The organism is Castellaniella sp. (assembly GCF_036379515.1).
Classification (GTDB): Bacteria; Pseudomonadota; Gammaproteobacteria; order Burkholderiales; family Burkholderiaceae_B; genus Castellaniella.
In genome coordinates this window covers 1-18,352 of sequence record NZ_DASVGN010000021.1, presented here as the reverse complement: position 1 = coordinate 18,352, position 18,352 = coordinate 1, and the positions used below count along the sequence as shown (strand labels likewise).

The window sequence follows — 18,352 nt, the reverse complement described above, 5'->3', positions numbered from 1 at the left end:
GCCTCCGAATCCGTTAAACTTGGCTTTTTATTCCGCCCGGGGTTCGCCCGGGCACACTCGGAGTATTCCTGATCATGTCCGGCTCGGATTCCACTTTTCCAGTCTTGCAGGGCAGCATGGTGGCCCTGGTGACGCCCATGCATCCCGATGGGCAATTGGACCTGGACGCCTATCGAAAGCTGATCGACTGGCACATCGAGCAAGGCACCGACGTGCTCACGGTGGTGGGCACCACGGGTGAATCGCCCACTGTCACGGTACAGGAGCAGGCCGAGCTCATCGAGCTGGCCGTGCGCCACGTCAATGGCCGTGTGCCGGTCGTGGCCGGCACGGGGGGCAACTCCACGGCCGAGGCCATCGAGCTGCAGCGCCATGCCTATGCGGCTGGTGCAACAGCGGGGCTGACAGTGGTGCCTTACTACAACAAGCCGACGCAAGAAGGCCTGTATCAGCACTTCAAGGCCATTGCCGAATCCGTCGAACTGCCCAGCATTCTGTATAACGTGCCCGGGCGGACGGTGGCCGATGTCTCCAACGAAACCATCCTGCGTCTGGCCCAGATTCCCAACATCATCGGGGTGAAAGATGCCACCGGCAATATCGGCCGTGCCGCGCAGCTCATTGCGCAAGTCCCTGACGATTTCGTTGTCCTCAGTGGCGACGACCCTACGGCGGCTGCACTCATGCTGCTGGGTGGGAAGGGCAATATTTCCGTGGTAGCCAATGTGGCGCCCCGTCTGATGCACGATCTGTGTGCGGCGGCCATTCGTGGCGATGCTCTTGAAACGCGGCGTCTGAACGCCAAGATCATGGGGCTGTGCAAAGCGCTGTTCATCGAAGCCAACCCGATCCCGGTCAAATGGGCCATGGCCGAGATGGGCTTGATGCAATTAGGCTATCGCTTGCCGCTTACGACCCTTTCCGAGCCCAATCGCACCGCTGTGCGCCAGGCCTTGATTCAAGCAGGTGTTCTCTAACATGATCACACGCATTGCAGCTGCCCGCGCGGGCCTGGCCCTGTCGGGCCTGCTGTTGATTTCTGGCTGCTCGACCCTGAACCAGCTCACGGGCGCATCAGAATCCATCGATTACAAAAGTACGGTCACCGGCGATCCGCTGGTCATTCCTCCCGATCTGACCCAGGCCAACGACGATACGCATTACAAAGCGCCTGAGGGCACGGCCACCCTGAGCACGTTCAAGGCAGGGCAGGCGGCCGCTCAGAGCACTAATGCGGCGGACCGGGTGTTGCCCCAGTCGGCCAACATCAAGGTCATGCGGGATGGTTCCTTGCGCTGGCTGGTGGTCGACGAGCCGGCCCAAACGCTGTATCCCAAGCTGATCGAGTTCTGGGGCGACCAGGGCTTCACGATCCATTCCCAGGATCCCAAGGCGGGGCTGATCGAAACGGATTGGGCCGAAAACCGCGCCAAGATTCCGGAAGGCTGGCTGCGCAGCGCGCTGGGTAGCGTCCTGGATCAGGTGTTCGACAGCGGTGAGCGTGATCGCTTCACCATGCGGATCGAGCGCGACAACGCCAACAAGACCGAAATCTACGTCAGTCACCAGCACATGGTCGATACACCCACCAGTGACGGTACGGCCTTCAAGTGGGTGTTTGGCAAAGAAGATCCGGGTCTGAATGCGGCTATGCTGGCACGGCTCATGGTCTATCTGGGCGAAAACCAGCAGACTGCTGCACAAGAGATCAAGCATTCGACCAACGACACCGGGCCCGCGACTGCAAGCGACATCACGCGTCATCAGGCCTCGCTGGTCATGGCTGAGCCCTTCGACCGCGCCTGGCGCCGGGTGGGTGTGGCACTTGACTCCGCGCGCTTTACGGTCGAAGACCGCAACCGCGAGCAAGGGGATTACTACATCCGTTATCTGGATACCGATAACGGCCAGAAGATTGAACAGCAGACTATCTTCGGGCGCATATTCGGAACCCGCAACACGGCGGAGCCACTCAAATTCCGTGTCCATGTGGCACAGCAGGGGGGCAGCTCTGAAGTCACCGTGCTGGATCAGAATGGCAAGCAGGTGGTCAACGGTACGGCTGACCGTATCCTCACGGTTCTGGCACAGAACCTGAAGACCACGCAGTAACGCCGGTACCTTGCATCATGTCAAAGGCCTCACCCAACTGGGTGAGGCCTTTTTTCATTTGCGTGATCGCCAGAGGGCGCTCATATCTGCCAGTGTGCCCAGCCTTCCTGGAGCCATTCGTCGATCATGGCTCGAGCCTCTGGCGCAAGCCGCTGCAGCGCGATGGGGCCCAATTGGCGCGAGTCCGCCAGGGTCTTGAGCTCCGCCTGGGCTGGCAGTGGCGCCACTTCGCCGTTGATGAAGAGCTCTTCGCCGAAGTACATCAGGCGGGTGCATCGATCCAGCACCAGCGTGCCCGTGCCCGGGATCTCGTCCACCAGCGTGGGCGGGGTTTCAGCCGGATCGAAGAAGGCGTTGTTGGGCAGGCTGGTCAGCCATTGGCCCAGGAAGCGTGCGGCCACCGCCTCGTTGAACTGAATCTTGTGCAGTGTCGCGAGTGTGGCGGCCACCAAGGTGTCCGGCAATTCAGCCGGATGGTGCGTGGGCGCCGCGCCGGCGTCTGAATACAAGGCGGACAGATCTCCCGCGGGTAGCGGCGGTTGCCCGTAGAGGCCCGTATCACCCAGATGTTGCGCCGAGACCTGATCGGCGGCCGATTCCAGAAGCCCGCGAGCCAATGTTGCCTCGTTGGGGACTCGGAACCCGATCGAGATGGTCATGCAGTCCCCTCCCACTGCGATGCCGTCGTGGCAGGCATTGGGCGGCAGATACAGCATGTCGCCGGGTTCCAGGATCTCGTCTGCTTCTGGACGAAAATCGGCCAAGATCTTGAGGGGTAGCCCAGGGACCAGACTGCGGTCTTCCTGTTGGCTGGTGCGCCAGCGGCGGCGGCCGTGTGCTTGAATCAGAAAGACGTCGTAGCTGTCGTAGTGCGGTCCCACGCCTCCGCCGTCGCTGGCGATGCTGATCATCGCATCGTCCAGCCGCGCATCCGGGATGAAGCGAAATAGCCGCAAGAGTGCCGCCGTGTCGTCGTCGTGCAGGTCCACACTTTGAACGAGCAGAGTCCATCGCGGCTGGCTGAGCGCGGGCAAGCGGCGAAAGGGTCCGCGCTTGAGTGTCCACCCGCGATCGGTCTGTCGGATCAGCCGGGATTCGACCTCGTCGCGGCGAGCGAGTGTCTGGACTTCTGCGAGCGTCAGCGGTGCTTTGAATTCCGGGAACGCCTGTCGTATCAACAGCGGCTTCTTTTGCCAGTAGTCGCGCATGAATTCGTGCGGCGTCAATCCACCGAGCAACGGGGTAGGGCGATCCAGGGCAGGCGGGCGAGTCAGCGAGTACATGGTGGATGCTCCCAATGTGCGTTGCCTCACAGGCTACAGGAAATCTCGGCGCAGCTGGTAGAGGAGCTCCAGGGCCTCGCGCGGGCTCAGGGTATCAGGGTCCAGGGTCCGCAGGGCCGTGCGCAGCGGTTCTTCGCTGTCTCCGGTTTCGTCTTCGACTCGTTCGACGAAAAGCGCCAGCTGCGAATCTGCGCGGTTGCGGGCTTCGAGTTCGGCCAGCTCCTTCTGGGCATGGCGGATGACCACGGGCGGAATGCCCGCGCGTTGTGCGACGTGCAGGCCATAGCTCTGGCTGGCGGGCCCAGGGCGCACCTCGTGCAGAAAGACGACGCCGTCCGGGGAGTCGGCTGCTGCCAGGTGGATATTGGCTACCCCGTGCGTCTTCTCGGGCAGCCGGGTCATTTCAAAGTAGTGTGTCGCAAACAGCACCAGAGCCCGGTTGTGAGTCAGCAGCCGGTGTGCGATGGCCCAGGCCAGTGCCAGGCCATCGTAGGTCGAGGTTCCGCGTCCGATCTCGTCCATGAGCACCAGGCTGCGCGGCGTGGCAGCTGCCAGAATGACGCTGGCCTCCATCATCTCCATCATGAAGGTCGAGCGCCCACCCGCCAGATCGTCTGCAGCACCGATGCGCGTGAAAATGCGGTCCAGCGGGCCTACCGTAGCTGCTGTGGCAGGCACGTAGCTGCCGGTGCGCGCGAGCAGCGCAATCAGCGCCACCTGCCGCATATAGGTGGATTTGCCCCCCATGTTGGGACCGGTGACCAGCAGCATCCGCCGCTCGTCGAACAGCGTGCAGTCATTGGGTGTAAATCCTTCGATGGTGTGCTCCACGACGGGATGACGCCCGGCCTCGATATCGAGGCGGCTGTCCTCGCACAGGGTCGGTGCCGTCCAGCCGCTTTCTCGTGCATGCTGGGCCAGTGCGGCCAGCGCGTCGATTTGGGCCAGCGCGGCCGCGCTACGTGCCAGATCCGCCGCATGGGCCCGGGCTTGCTCCAGCACCTGGTCGAATAAAAGTTTTTCTCGCGCCAAGCCTCTGTCTCGCGCCGAAAGGATTTTGTCTTCCCAGGCTTTGAGTTCGGGCGTGATATAGCGCTCGGCGTTCTTGAGCGTTTGTCGGCGTCGGTAGTCGTCGGGAACCTTGTCGGCCTGGCCGCGGGTCACCTCGATGAAAAACCCGTGAACGCGGTTGTATTCCACGCGCAGATTGCTGATGCCGGTACGCTCGCGTTCGCGGGATTCGATGTCCATCAGGAACGAGCCATTGTCGCCCGCCAGTTGACGCAACTCGTCGAGCTCGGTGTCGTAGCCTCCGGCAATCACACCCCCGTCGCGTATCGTCAACGCGGGCTCTTCCGCGATGCTGCGTACGAGCAAAACTTGCAGAGCCTCGTCCACCGGTACGTCGCGCAAACTGTCATCCAGCAGCCCTTGGGGGGTGAGTATGCTTCGCGCTTCTTGTGCCAGCTCGGGGAGCAGGGCCAGGGCGTCGCGCAGGCTGGCCAGTTCGCGCGGGCGGATGGTGCCCAATGCCAGGCGTGTGGCCATGCGTTCGAGATCGGGAAGTGCGCGTAGCCGGGTTTGCAGCGTGTGCAAGCCTGCGTCCGGACTGCCATCGTCTTGTGGCACCAGCTGGCGGATGGCATCTTGCCGGGCCTGGGCTTCCGGATTGGTGCGCAACGGAGCCTGCAGCCAGCGGCGCAATTGCCGGCTGCCCATTGGCGTGCAGCAGTGATCCAGCGTGCTGAAGAGTGTAGGGCCTTCGGCGCCGCTGAGGGTTTCGGTGAGTTCCAGGTTGCGGCGCGTTGCGGGGTCCAACACGACGTAGTCGCCGCCTGCGTCCACCGCCAGTCCATGCACGTGGCTGAGCGCCTGGGCCTGCGTGTTGCCTACGTATCGCAGCAGCGCGCCCGAGGCCCGCATGGCCAGGGGCAGGTGGCTCAGGCCAAACGCGCCCACGTCCGACACGCCGAAGTGGCGCAGCAGCGTATCGCGCGCGCCGTCCTCGTCAAAGTGCCAGTCGGGAACGCGGCTGAGCGCTGCGCGTGTGTCGGGAGCCTGGGATTGCTCCGGACAAACCAGCTCGGCTGGCGTGATCCGGCTTAATTCCGTATCCAGAAGCTCGGGGGTCGTTTCGCAGGTCTTGAAGCTGCCGTTGGCCAGATTCATCCAGGCGAGCCCCACCGCCTCTCGTCCGTGCGTGCGCCCAGCCACCCAGGCCGCAATGATGCGGTCGTCCTTGGCGGGTAGCAGTGCGTCTTCCGTCAGAGTGCCAGGGGTGACCACCCGCACGATCTTGCGTTCGACGGGCCCCTTGCTGGTGGCAGGGTCGCCGATCTGCTCGCAGATGGCAATCGATTCGCCCAGCGCCACCAGGCGCGCCAGGTAGCCTTCCATGGAGTGGTAAGGAACCCCGGCCATGGGAATTGGTGCGCCATTGGACGAGCCTCGCTTGGTCAGGGTGAGGTTCAATAGCCGCGCCCCCCGTTCCGCATCTTCGTAGAACATCTCGTAGAAGTCGCCCATGCGGTAGAACAGCAGGTGCGACCCCGCCTGCGCCTTGAGCTTCAGGTATTGCTGCATCATGGGCGTGTGGCCGGAGAGGTCTGTGGTGGTCATGCGTGGGGTGCGTGTCTGCAAGGATTGGAGGCGGGACAATATTATCTTATCGTCTATCGCCGAGGGACTCATCGTGGGAAGATCGTGACGTTTGGCGCGTGTGGGCTTCTCACCGGCATTGGGCTGCAGGTGTGGGGAGCCCGAGAACCATGTCGAACTTTACGAGCTGAACGGCGTTCCTGTATAAGGTTTGATAGGGTGCGTCATGCATACCTACACGATAGGGACCGATGTGGCCCGTCAGCTGGTGCGGGCCAATGCCGTTGCGGGTGCCGCGATTGTGGGTCAGCCTGGCGGCTGGTCAGTGATGCTGCAGGTTGGGACGACGAAAAAGCTTTTGGGTACTCAGCGCTCGGATAAGGCACGCACGTGGCGGAGCCTGGACTCTTGCGTGCAATACCTGAGAGACGAGCTATCGATCGTGAATATTGATCATCTGGATGCTACGAACTATACGCGCGACGGGTCCGCGCGAGTCCAGCGCCCTGATACGACTGCACGCTTGAAACAGGCTCATGAAGCTGCCGCTTATGACCGCCGGTTCCGTGCCAGTGTCCAGGCAGGTATCGACGATCCCCACCCGAACATCTCAGGCGAAGAGGTGGATGCGCATTTTGCCAAGAAGCGCGCCGATTTGCGTAAGCGCATCGCGCAAGGGCACGTGTGAGGGTTGACTGGCGAGCCTGGCTTTACGGCGCGGGGCGCGTGTCCGGCACTCGTGAAGTCGTCGTGCGACCAAACTACATCATGGTCTATCGGATCGAAGGCGATGCCATCGTGGTCTTGCGTGTATTGCATGCTGCGCGACAGTGGCCGTCGTCGTCTCAGGACGAGTGAACGCCAGTTGGCGGGTTAACGCGAATCGCCCCTGGGCCATCGTGGTGTTACAAGCCTCATATGGACAATATTGCGGCATCCGACCTCAAGACCATCCTGCACTCCAAGCGGGCCAATATTTACTATCTGGAGCATTGTCGCGTCCTGGTGAACGGCGGGCGTGTCGAGTACGTGACCGATGCGGGAAAACGTTCCCTTTACTGGAACATTCCAATCGCCAACACTACCAGCCTTCTGCTGGGGACGGGAACCTCGATTACGCAGGCGGCCATGCGGGAGCTCGCGAAGGCCGGGGTATTGGTCGGTTTCTGCGGTGGGGGTGGTACACCTCTGTTTTCTGCCAATGAGGTAGATGTGGAGGTCGCTTGGCTGAGCCCCCAAAGTGAATATCGTCCGACGGAATACTTGCAGGCCTGGGTCCACTTTTGGTTCGACGACGCCTTGAGATTAAAGGCAGCCAAGTCCTTACAGGTCTTGCGGCTCGGTCGTCTGGCAAGGGAATGGGTCGACCGTAGCTTGCGTGATGCTGGGTTTGATGTGGACACTGGACGCTTGGACTCGCTTTGTACGCAGGCAAACCAGGGAATTGAGCGGGCCGCCGACACCACTGAACTGCTGACGGAAGAGGCTCGACTGACCAAGGCACTATTCAAGCTCGCAGTGGACACAGTCGGTTATGGCGACTTTGCGCGTGCAAAGCGGGGCGTGGGAACCGATCCAGCCAACCGTTTCCTTGATCACGGTAATTACCTTGCCTATGGGTTGGGGGCCACTGCCTGTTGGGTGTTAGGCCTGCCTCATGGCCTGGCCGTCCTCCATGGCAAGACCCGCCGAGGGGGCTTGGTGTTTGATGTCGCTGACCTGGTAAAGGACGCCAGTATTTTGCCTCAGGCTTTCTTGTCGGCAATGCAGGGGGATGACGAGCAGCAGTTTCGCCGGAGTTGTATTGAAACGCTGACACGTAGCGAATCTCTGGATTTCATGATCGATTCCGTCAAAGAAATTGCTCTAAAAGTGGGAAAGCAGATGGACGCCGCGACCACGCGTCAAGGTGACGTGGGATGAACGTGCTGCTGGTTTCCCAATGCAACAAGCGGGCGTTGGTGGAGACGAGACGGATTCTGGATCAGTTTGCCGAGCGCAGAGGCGAGCGCACCTGGCAGACATCCATTACACAGGCAGGTCTGGACACGCTGCGCAAGTTGTTGCGGAAGACGGCGCGCAAGAATACGGCCGTAGCCTGCCACTGGATTCGTAGCAAGGATCACAGCGAGTTGTTGTGGATCGTTGGTGATGCGCGTCAATTCAATGCTGAGGGTGCCGTCCCCACGAATGAGACAGAAAGCGATGTCCTGCGCCGTGATGACGAGAATGACTGGCACAGCTTGAGAACGATTCGCAGCCTCACCGCGTTGGCTGCGCTGCTGCACGATTTGGGCAAGGCCAGCCAGTCCTTCCAGGATCGGCTGAATGGCCGTGGGGCACGCGAAAGAAATCGCTATCGCCACGAGTGGACTTCGGTTCGGTTGTTTCAAGCCTTCGTCGGCTCCGATGATGATGTCGGCTGGCTGCAGCACTTGGTTGATGGCGCTGAAGGCGCTGTGGATGGTCACCTTTTCGAGGCCATCTGGCTTGATCGCAACGGAGGAAGGTTGTTATGTGACGGGCTGGATGAGGTTGCCAGAACTGACAAGCCATTTGCGGCAAGTGGCCGTGGCTTGCCACCCTTGGCTCAGGCAGTGGCCTGGCTGGTGCTGACGCATCATCGCCTGCCTGCATTGCCCTATAGCCGAACAGAGTTGAAAGTCGATAGGCTCTGGCACGGGCGATTCATTCTGGGCATGCGCGGTGAAGAGTTGGATGAACTGCTCAGTCAGGTTGATGCAGATTGGAATGAACCCTGGGATGAGGCTATAGCCCGGTGCTCGCGGGGTGAGATCGCCCCCTATTGGACCTTCCCGAGTGGGCTTCCCGTTCGTACAGTGAAGTGGCGAAAGCGGGCGGCTCGGTTTGCGCGGGATTTGCTCCAGAACCTGGAAGGCGGTGCCAGCAGCCTGAGCGATCCGTTCATCATGCATGTCTCGCGGCTGTCGCTCATGTTGAGTGATCACTATTATTCCAGCCTGGAAGACCCCACGCTGAGGGTTACGGGAGAAAAGGGGTTCCCTCTGTTCGCGAACACGGCTCGGGACCCTGCTGGTCGATCGCACTTGCTGCAACCATTGGACGAGCACCTTCTGGGGGTCGAGTTGAATGCAAGTCGGCTCGTGCATTCGTTGCCCACACTGGGCCGACAATTGCCCCACTTGATTGGGCATCGTGGTCTGAAAAAACGTAGTGCCAATGCAGCGTTTCGATGGCAGGACAGATCTGCCGACTTGGCGGCTGGTTTGCGTATGCGGGCCAGCGAACAAGGTGCGTTCATCGTCAATATGGCATCCACCGGCTGCGGTAAAACCCTGGGCAATGCCCGGATCATGAACGCGTTGGCGGATCCGTTACAAGGGCTGCGCTGTGCGTTCGCCATTGGCCTGCGGACGCTGACCTTGCAAACGGGACGCAGCTTTCAGCGCGATCTGGGCCTTGGCGATGATGAACTTGCCATCCGGGTTGGGGGCGCCGCCAGCCGTGACTTGTTCGAATTTTACGAGCAACAGGCTGAGGAGAGCGGGTCGGCGTCTCGTCAAGCCCTGCTCGATGAGACCACTCATGTGGTGTACGAGGGTAACGACCAGCATCCGGCCCTGACGCAATTGGGTAGTGATCCTGAGGCGCGAAAATTGCTCATTGCGCCTTTACTCGTGTGCACGGTAGACCATTTGACCCCTGCTACCGAAGGTTTGCGGGGTGGTCGGCAGATTGCACCCATGTTGCGCCTGATGACCGGAGATCTGGTTCTTGATGAACCCGACGATTTTGGTCTCGATGATTTGCCGGCCCTGACGCGCCTCGTCCACTGGGCGGGGTTGTTAGGGGCCAGGGTGCTTCTATCGTCGGCCACGTTACCGCCCGCTTTGGTGAAAGGGCTGTTCATGGCATACCAAGAGGGGCGGCACTGGTTCGAGAAGAACCGGGGTGATCGGCCTTCGAATTCATCTACCGTCTGCTGCATGTGGGTGGATGAGTTTGCTCAGCATCATGCCGATTGCGCCGACGAAGCGGCTTTTGATCAGTGGCATCAGGAGTTTGTTTCTGCCCGAGTGCGGCAGTTAGAGAAGCAGACGGTACGGCGTCGCGCAGGGTTGTTGCCCGTGAAAGGGCTGCAAGGTTTGGATAAATCTGATCGCCAGACAGAGTTTGCCCGCATAGTGCGGGATGCTGCGTTGCTTCTGCACCGGCAGCATGGTTGTGAGGATCCTCGCAGCAGGAAGCGCATCAGCTTCGGCCTTGTTCGTATGGCGAACATCAATCCTTTATTTGATGTGGCGTTGGCTCTTTTCCGTCTGCCGGCACGGCCAGGCGTCCATATCCATCTGTGCGTTTACCATTCGCAGTTTCCATTGTTCCTGCGTTCCTGTATCGAGCAACGGTTGGATAGAGTGCTGGATCGGCGGCAGGAAATGGCGGTGTTTGATTTGCCAGAGGTTCGGCAGGCTATTGATACGACCGATGCGCAGGACCAGCTTTTTGTTGTATTGGGCTCACCCGTCACAGAGGTGGGGCGAGACCATGATTATGACTGGGCAGTCGTCGAGCCATCGTCGATGCGTTCGTTGATCCAATTGGCTGGCCGTGTGTGGCGTCATCGGCTCAAGAAGGTGACTACTCAACCCAATCTCCTGGTGTGCGACACCAATCTGAAGCATTTTCGCCAGCCAGGTGGCCCTGCCTACTGCCATCCCGGTTTTGAGAGCCAGGAATTTCCGCTGCAAACTCACAAACTCAGCAAGCTGTTGCTCCCTTGGCTGGATGAGCGTTGGGGCATGACGGTCGACGCGCGCGTCCGTGTCGCATCCAGGTCTGTATCTGACCGCGATCCTAGTAAAAATCTGGTTGATCTGGAGCATGTCAGGATGGAGCAACAGATGCTGCCACTGATCTCGCCCGGTCTCAACGCGTCCAGCTTCTGGCTGCGAGACGAGGTCAGCCTTACCGCTGTCATGCAGCAGGCGCAACCATTTCGGATGCAGACACGCAAGGAGGTGGAGGTCGTATGGCAGTGGGGTGAGGCTGATGATCATCCCCATCTGTGTCGGGTCGAAGGCGGCGAGAGGAAATACCAGGAACTCTATGTTCCTGTGGCGTTGAGCAAGTGTGCCCCGCTGCCTGATTCATCTGTGCGGGGCGAAGGTATCAGCCCCTGGGGAAGCATTGATTTTGCACAGCTCATGGTAGACCAAGCACAGGATATGGATTGGCCGCTTGACCAGTTTGCACAGAAATACGCGCGTGCCATTCTGCCAGCCAAGCAGGAAGGCTGGCGTTGGCACCCAGCGCTGGGGTTTGCGGTAAAGGCGTAGGCAGCGCCCGACTACGCAGAGATCGACTCCATCGGTTCAAGCAATTGTAGAGTTGCTTGCAGTTCCGGGTTCAGTTCCGCCGAGCGGAGATCGAATGCGGTTTGGAGATTCATCCAGGATTGCGCATCGCCGCCGAAGTAACGGCTCAGTCGCAAGGCGGTATCGGCCGTGATGCCGCGCCGTTCGAGCACGATGTCATTGATGCGGGATGCGGGTACAAGCAGATGCCGAGCCAGTGCGTTGATGCTCAGTCCAAAGGGCTTCAAGTAGTCCTCGCGCAAGATCTCACCAGGGTGTACCGGTCGCATGCCATTTTTGATCATCTCATCATTCCCCGTTTCTGGTGTTGCCCCGTTATTGTCATCCGTGGTAGTCCACGATTTCGACGCCTGCAGGTCCTTCATTCGTCCAGATAAAACAAATACGCCATTGGTCGTTGATCCGGATGCTGTACTGTCCTTTCCGGTTACCGCCCAGTTTTTCTAGCCTGTTTCCTGGCGGACTGCGTAGGAAGTCCAGTGTTGCCGCAGCGTCCAGCAAGGCTAGTTTTCGCTCGGCGGTTATTTGGATGTTCGCGAAGCGAAGCGCGCGGCCAGATGTGAACAGACGTTGCGTTTCTTGCGAGCGGAACGACTGAATAGCCATGTGGACACCATTCTATACTGTTTACCGGGATTCGGTATGCTGCCTGTGCGGCAGGTAATGCACCAACAAGAGGAAGTCCAACGGACAACTTTCTGAGCTGCCTGCGCGGCAGCGAACGCTTTAAGGTGGAATTTGAACTTGTTCTCTTTCGTCAAAAATTAGATTATGATGAAACTCAGTGATTTCAATATGTAATTGTTAACTGGAAAGTCCAAAGTACAACGGCATAAGTGTAATCATGGAGGAGTCATGGGACAGAGTCAAGACCCCGAACGGCGCACTAGTCGCGCTCGAGATGTCATCGCCGCCTTTCTGAAAGACGAACTGGAATCCCGGCTAAAGAAGCTAACCGCTGAAGATTCAAAGCGTGATGCGTTGATCGCTCGGTTTCAGTCTGATACTTGGATCGAGAGTGCTTCAATTCGAGTCCAACAGATTCAGGCCGTCACGCATTCAGTCAAGGCGGTACACCCGAAAGCACGTGGCACCAGCTTGTATGTGGACCCAACCACCATGCTGCCCACAAGCTTGGTGGGCAGTCATGTCCTGGGCTCGAGTTTCATCAGTGACATCGTTGGCAATGCCGCCGTGCTTGATGTCTACAAGTTTCTAAAGCTAGAGGTTGATGGCCGTAGTTTGCTGAGTTGGTTGGTGGCGGACGACCAAGCCACGTTGCGGGCGTTGAGCGATGATGAGGTTAAAGGGAGGAAATGGCAGTTGGCCTTCGTCGGGCTGATGCGTGACCGTGACGAGGCGCCAACGAGCCACGCACTGGCTAAACAGACGTACTGGCTAATTGGAGATGACGCGGCGGACGATGAGCAGTACCACCTGCTGGCACCTCTGTTCGCCACGTCTCTGGCGCAAACGGTGCATGGGGTGCTTCAGGAGGACCGATACGGTGACGCGAACAAGGCGGCTCGTGCTGCACGTCGGTCCAATAGTGCTCATGAGGGGGTCCTGCACGATTACCCTGCGCTGGCAGTACGCAAGTTGGGTGGGACTAACACCCAGAACGTGTCGCAACTCAACGCGGAACGTGGTGGCGTCAATTACCTTCTAGGTTCCTTGCCTCCATCCTGGGATCAGAACGTGCCTCGCCATCTCTGGGGTGTAACTTCAGTCTTTGGATCGGTATTCAATCATTACGGTAGGGTGCGCCCGATCACCCGGTCCATGTTGCGCTTCCTGCAGAGAGATCCGCCCCCCAACATGGAGACCCGCAATCGGGTGGACGCTTATGTCGGCGGGCTGATTGATGAAATGGTCTCCATGGCGGGTGAGTTTCAGCGGGGGTTGCCTCGAGGCTGGACGGCTGATTCCCGTTGCAAGTTGGAGCCCGAAGAACGGCTCTGGCTTGATCCGTGGCGAGCGGAGCAGGAGGGTGAGTTCCGTAGCCGGTGGCTGTTTATGGATTGGCCTGCACAGATCGGCCATCGTTTCGGTAACTGGTTGAATACACGGCTTGAGTCGCGTTTCAAATTGGTGGGCGACATTGAGCATCGGCGCTGGCAGCGAGAATTGCTGGTAGACGAGGATGTTGGGGGCTGGGCGTGGCAACTGCGTCAGTTGCGTACAGATCTGAAGGCTTCCCACTATATTGCTGCGCGCGGAGGGGCCGTATGAGTCTGATGAATGCCGAACCTGGTGCGTTACTGATCCTCCCTCATCTGCGTATCCAGAATGCCAACGCCATTTCCAGCCCTTTGACGCATGGTTTTCCCTCGATGACCGCATTCCTGGGATTCATGTGGGCGTTGGGGCGCCGAATGGCCGTGGAGCAGATTCCATTGCGGCCACGAAAAATCGGGGTGATTTGCCATTGGCATCAGGAACAGGTGCAGGATGGCTATGTGAAGACGTTTCGTCTGACGCGTAACCCGGTAGATCGAGATGGCGACACTGCAGCCATAGTAGAAGAAGGACGGATCGGCCTGGAGGTTACCTTGGTGTTGCAGGTTGATGATGCGACCCGTGTTGGCGAAACCAGTATTTTGTTCCAAGGTAACGAGTCACAGTATCGAGATATCGCCTGGCAAGTTCGGGAGTTGGTCGACACCTTGCGGATCGCAGGCGGGACGGTACTGCCACGTAGGCCTGGCCCCGGTATTCATGTTGCTCCGAGTCTGATTCTGTGGCCGACGTCGGAATCGGATCGACAACAGAATTTCCGGCATTTGCGGCGGGAATGGTTGCCTGGGTTCGCCCTCGTCAGTCGTGACGACCTCTTGCAAAGTCGCGTGAGGCAGCTGCAGCGAGACGATCCGTCAGCCACCTTGCTGGATGCTTGGTTAGACCTTTCTCGCTTCAACTATCGCAGTCGGCAGAATGAGTCGGGCAAGATTATTTGGGGCCATGATCGGCCTGCAGGATCAGGTTGGATCGTGCCGATCCCTGTTGGTTACGGTGCCTTGTCAGATTTGCATGAGGGTAATCAGGTGGTTAATGCACGCGACGACCACACACCCTTCCGATTCGTCGAGAGCGTGTATTCCATCGGCCAGTGGATCGGCCCCCACCGTCTGCGTAGCGTTCGTGATCTTCTTTGGTGGGGCGAGTATCGCTCACAGGAGGGTGTCTATCGATGTTGCAACGGCTACGTTCCGGTACCAACGGACGATGACGATGAGGATCCGCCAGGGTTTTCGTCTTACACACCGTTCAGCCCAGCGGCTGTTTAAACGCAATACCACCTCCATTTTGGAAGGAAATTTGCTATGCCTTTGAAAACTGCATCCGTTCTCGCCTTTGAACGCAAGCTGGATCCATCCGACGCACTGCTGTCAGCCGGGCAGTGGAATGACAAGTCCAATTCTGACGGATGGCCACCAGTCACCATTAAGCTTAAGTCCGTTCGTGGCACGATTTCCAACCGGTTGGTCGCCAAGGATCAGGACCCGATCAAGCTCGATGCGGCGATCGAGAATCCGAATCTGCAGAAGGTGGATGTGGCAGCCTTGCCAGCCGATGCTGATACGTTGAGGGTAAGCTTTACCCTACGCGTTCTGCCCGGTACTGGGAAACCGTCTGCCTGTAATAGTGCAGCCTACGAGGCCAGGTTGCTGCAGGCGGTCAGTGGTTATGTGGAGACTCATGGCTTCAGTGAACTGGCCCGTCGGTATGCCCACAACTTGGCGAACGGCCGCTTTCTGTGGCGCAACCGAGTTGGAGCCGAGCAGGTACAGGTCAGCATTGACTTGCTTGAGCGTGGAGAATCCGTTCAGCACTGGGATTTTGACGCCTTGGCCTTGAGCCTGAGAAATTTCGAGGCCGGCGGCTCCGAGGCGAGCAGAGATGTCGTGGCTGCATTGATCGCTGACGGCTTGGCTGGCCGTCGTCACGTTTTATTGCGAATTACGGCCTTCGTTCGGTTGGGGGCGGGTCAGGAAGTCTATCCCTCTCAGGAGCTGATCCTTGATCGTGGTCGTGGCGACAAGAGCAAGACGCTCTATGACGTGAATGGGGTGGCGGCCATCCATTCGCAGAAGGTGGGCAACTCCATCCGCACAATTGATGATTGGTACGTCGGCGCGACCGAGTTGGGTCCGATTGCCGTGGAGCCCTATGGTTCTGTGACGACGCAAGGTACGGCCTATCGCCAACCCAAAGTAAAGCCTAGCCTTGATTTCTATAACCTGTTTGACGACTGGCTGCTAAAGGACAAGATGCCGCCCCTGGAGCAGCAGCATTTCGTAATGGCCGTGCTGGTTCGGGGTGGCGTATTTGGTGATGCGGGGAAGTGACGCTCATGAGCACACATTATGTTGATATCGAGCTGCTGCCCGATCCAGAGTTCAGTCAGCCGTATTTGCTTGGGGCGCTGTACGCAAAACTTCATAGGGCGCTGGTGCAGCTGGGTAGTGAACATGGGATTGGCGTCAGTTTTCCGGGCTACAGCGTGCGGCCACGGAGCTTGGGCGGCATTCTGCGCCTTCACGGTGGTGGTGCAGAATTGGACTGCCTGCTATCCACCGATTGGTTGAGGGGAATGCATGATCACGTTAGATCGGAGACAGTGCATTTGCTTCCTCTTGAGCTCGAGCATCGCCAACTGTGCCGGCGCCAATTCAAGACCAATGCAGAGCGCCTGCGTCGTCGGCGCATGCGCAGGAAGGGTGAGACGCGTGACCAGGCTGAGGCCGCTATCCCGGATGATATGGAGCGGCAGCCGGACCTCCCATATGTGCGGATGCGTAGTAGCAGCACGAGTCAGTCGTTTTGTCTGTTCTTATCCCTGGGAGATCCACAGCCCGAGGCGATTCAAGGGTCGTTCAACAGCTACGGCTTGAGCTCAACAGCGACGGTACCATGGTTCTGACCCTTTTCTAGCAGTGAGGGCTAGAAGTGCATATGAATCAATGATTTGAAGAGAACAGAGAAATTTTGGTCTCTGCTATGTTTATGGGTGGGGTTCTTTAACAATCAACTAGTTGTACATCGTTTTGCCTAGTTCGCTGCCGCACAGGCAGCTCAGAAATTGTGGTAGTCCGACTCGCGTCGTAGAACTTCGTTCGCTGCCGCACAGGCAGCTCAGAAATCTGGTACATACGGTGGCATCAATCGCGCCACGTTCGCTGCCGCACAGGCAGCTCAGAAAAGGTCACGTATGTGGGTAACCATCATGCCGCCGTTCGCTGCCGCACAGGCAGCTCAGAAAATTTCGCCGGTCGCCATCGATCGGTACGGCTTGTTCGCTGCCGCACAGGCAGCTCAGAAACATTGTCGCAGTTCCTGTCGCGCTTTTTTCTTGTTCGCTGCCGCACAGGCAGCTCAGAAACTGGCTGCTGATTACTGTGCCCAGTGCAGCGATGTTCGCTGCCGCACAGGCAGCTCAGAAAGCTCGGCTGTCGGCCATGGAACGGTGACGGGCGTTCGCTGCCGCACAGGCAGCTCAGAAAATCGAGGCTGACCCCGAGATGTTTGACGGCACGTTCGCTGCCGCACAGGCAGCTCAGAAAATTTCGCCGGTTGCCATCGATCGGTACGGCTTGTTCGCTGCCGCACAGGCAGCTCAGAAATTCCACCGCTGAAACTCCATGCCGCGCAGGTTGTTCGCTGCCGCACAGGCAGCTCAGAAACCCGTGGATTACGTCTACTGGGAGGATTTCAGGGTTCGCTGCCGCACAGGCAGCTCAGAAATGACACTGTGGACATGGCCGCCCTTGGCCAGCGTTCGCTGCCGCACAGGCAGCTCAGAAATGCGCAAACGCGAGCGGATCTTTCTGCGCCGCGTTCGCTGCCGCACAGGCAGCTCAGAAACTTCAGAAACTCGACGCGGTCCGCCTTTTCCTGGTTCGCTGCCGCACAGGCAGCTCAGAAAGAGAGATTGAAGAACCCGCGCGACACGCAGTTGTTCGCTGCCGCACAGGCAGCTCAGAAAGTATGGATGCGTGGCGATATTAGGCAATCCCTGTTCGCTGCCGCACAGGCAGCTCAGAAATCGGGATTGGGCTTGGGCGGCTGCGGCTGGCTGTTCGCTGCCGCACAGGCAGCTCAGAAAACTCAAGCTTCGTATGCAGGCGCGTGAAATCCTCGTTCGCTGCCGCACAGGCAGCTCAGAAAATAGGGGTGCCAGCACCCACCACCAGGACCAGGTTCGCTGCCGCACAGGCAGCTCAGAAAGTGCAGCGCCACTGGCGATAGAGACTGAATACGTTCGCTGCCGCACAGGCAGCTCAGAAACTCCAGCGCCTTCAGAACACCTTGAGGCGTGCGTTCGCTGCCGCACAGGCAGCTCAGAAACAATGCGATTTATCGCTGTGAAGGTCCGCGCCGTTCGCTGCCGCACAGGCAGCTCAGAAATTCGGGCATCCCTCGAAGCAGCCTTCAGCGATGTTCGCTGCCGCACAGGCAGCTCAGAAAACCCCGAAAAGTGGGGACGGAAGCACAAATGAGTTCGCTGCCGCACAGGCAGCTCAGAAACTTCCGCCCAACATCCAGGACGAGGTGTTGAGGTTCGCTGCCGCACAGGCAGCTCAGAAAACCGATGGGCTTCACGTTGCCCGTCGCGGTGAGTTCGCTGCCGCACAGGCAGCTCAGAAATGCTTGAAATCGTCTCCGAAGCGCTTGATACCGTTCGCTGCCGCACAGGCAGCTCAGAAAGCAAAGTCCGGCGTGTAGAACGTGTTATCGGCGTTCGCTGCCGCACAGGCAGCTCAGAAAGTGAACATTTGCGGGCCAATCGTTTGATCGAGGTTCGCTGCCGCACAGGCAGCTCAGAAAGCCATCTTGGCGAAGCTGCGAGTTTTTGCACTGTTCGCTGCCGCACAGGCAGCTCAGAAACCTGATCCCGCTGGCAAATCCCAGTGCGTAAAGTTCGCTGCCGCACAGGCAGCTCAGAAATTCTTCATCGTGGCTTCACGCATGGCTTTTCTGTTCGCTGCCGCACAGGCAGCT

The 18,352-nt window shown here is 59.0% G+C and carries 13 protein-coding genes, 1 pseudogene and 1 CRISPR repeat array; of the genes and pseudogenes, 10 read left to right on the top strand and 4 right to left on the bottom strand.

Going from position 1 to position 18,352, the window contains the following annotated elements; all coding sequences use genetic code 11:
• Positions 1-74 precede the first annotated feature (74 nt).
• Both dapA and bamC read left to right on the top strand, forming a co-directional pair.
• Complete coding sequence (gene dapA, locus VF285_RS06620; protein ID WP_346951832.1) at positions 75-977, top strand: 4-hydroxy-tetrahydrodipicolinate synthase; 903 nt, start codon at positions 75-77, stop codon at positions 975-977.
• 1 nt (position 978) lies between these two features.
• On the top strand, positions 979-2,112 hold the full coding sequence (gene bamC / locus VF285_RS06615; RefSeq protein ID WP_346951831.1) for an outer membrane protein assembly factor BamC: 1,134 nt from the start codon (positions 979-981) through the stop codon (positions 2,110-2,112).
• Positions 2,113-2,192: 80 nt separating this feature from the next.
• On the opposite strand, the gene VF285_RS06610 is transcribed toward bamC, so the two are convergent.
• Both VF285_RS06610 and mutS read right to left on the bottom strand, forming a co-directional pair.
• Positions 2,193-3,395, bottom strand: coding sequence for a JmjC domain-containing protein (locus VF285_RS06610; protein WP_346951830.1), 1,203 nt, complete (start codon positions 3,393-3,395; stop codon positions 2,193-2,195).
• Between the two features lie 33 nt (positions 3,396-3,428).
• Positions 3,429-6,014: a DNA mismatch repair protein MutS gene (gene mutS, locus VF285_RS06605; RefSeq protein ID WP_346951829.1), complete on the bottom strand. Its 2,586-nt coding sequence runs from the start codon at positions 6,012-6,014 to the stop codon at positions 3,429-3,431.
• Between the two features lie 205 nt (positions 6,015-6,219).
• Between mutS and VF285_RS06600 the strand changes: the two genes are divergently transcribed.
• From VF285_RS06600 to cas3f, 4 genes and pseudogenes are all read left to right on the top strand, one after another.
• Complete coding sequence (locus VF285_RS06600) at positions 6,220-6,681, top strand: hypothetical protein (protein ID WP_346951828.1); 462 nt, start codon at positions 6,220-6,222, stop codon at positions 6,679-6,681.
• Positions 6,682-6,695: 14 nt separating this feature from the next.
• Positions 6,696-6,851 (top strand): annotated as a pseudogene (locus VF285_RS06595) (type II toxin-antitoxin system RelE/ParE family toxin); the annotation flags it as partial.
• 60 nt (positions 6,852-6,911) lie between these two features.
• Positions 6,912-7,916 carry a type I-F CRISPR-associated endonuclease Cas1f gene (gene cas1f, locus VF285_RS06590; protein ID WP_346951827.1) on the top strand — a complete coding sequence of 335 codons (1,005 nt, stop codon included), beginning with the start codon at positions 6,912-6,914 and terminating at the stop codon, positions 7,914-7,916.
• Positions 7,913-11,311, top strand: a complete 3,399-nt coding sequence (gene cas3f, locus VF285_RS06585) for a type I-F CRISPR-associated helicase Cas3f (RefSeq protein ID WP_346951826.1) — start codon at positions 7,913-7,915, stop codon at positions 11,309-11,311. Before cas1f ends, cas3f begins: the two co-directional genes overlap by 4 nt.
• Positions 11,312-11,322: 11 nt before the next feature.
• Here the strand turns inward: cas3f and VF285_RS06580 are convergent, their stop codons facing one another.
• Together VF285_RS06580 and VF285_RS06575 are read right to left on the bottom strand one after the other, a co-directional pair.
• Entirely contained in the window at positions 11,323-11,634 is a 312-nt protein-coding gene (locus VF285_RS06580; protein WP_346951940.1) for a HigA family addiction module antitoxin, read from the bottom strand.
• Between the two features lie 37 nt (positions 11,635-11,671).
• The gene (locus tag VF285_RS06575) at positions 11,672-11,956 is read right to left on the bottom strand and encodes a type II toxin-antitoxin system RelE/ParE family toxin (protein WP_346951825.1); all 285 of its coding nucleotides are present in this window, start codon (positions 11,954-11,956) and stop codon (positions 11,672-11,674) included.
• Between the two features lie 249 nt (positions 11,957-12,205).
• On the opposite strand from VF285_RS06575, the gene csy1 reads away from it, so the two are divergent.
• From csy1 to cas6f, 4 genes are read left to right on the top strand one after another with little or no spacing between them, the layout of a single operon-like run.
• Entirely contained in the window at positions 12,206-13,582 is a 1,377-nt protein-coding gene (gene csy1 / locus VF285_RS06570; RefSeq protein ID WP_346951824.1) for a type I-F CRISPR-associated protein Csy1, read from the top strand.
• Complete coding sequence (csy2, locus tag VF285_RS06565; protein ID WP_346951823.1) at positions 13,579-14,637, top strand: type I-F CRISPR-associated protein Csy2; 1,059 nt, start codon at positions 13,579-13,581, stop codon at positions 14,635-14,637. The genes csy1 and csy2 overlap by 4 nt, the downstream gene beginning before the upstream one ends.
• Positions 14,638-14,673: 36 nt before the next feature.
• Positions 14,674-15,699 (top strand): type I-F CRISPR-associated protein Csy3, encoded by a 1,026-nt coding sequence (csy3, locus tag VF285_RS06560; RefSeq protein WP_346951822.1) that lies wholly within the window; start codon positions 14,674-14,676, stop codon positions 15,697-15,699.
• Between the two features lie 5 nt (positions 15,700-15,704).
• The gene (cas6f, locus tag VF285_RS06555) at positions 15,705-16,274 is read left to right on the top strand and encodes a type I-F CRISPR-associated endoribonuclease Cas6/Csy4 (RefSeq protein WP_346951821.1); all 570 of its coding nucleotides are present in this window, start codon (positions 15,705-15,707) and stop codon (positions 16,272-16,274) included.
• Positions 16,275-16,405: 131 nt separating this feature from the next.
• Positions 16,406-18,298: a CRISPR direct-repeat array (repeat unit 28 nt; unit sequence GTTCGCTGCCGCACAGGCAGCTCAGAAA).
• Positions 18,299-18,352 lie beyond the last annotated feature (54 nt).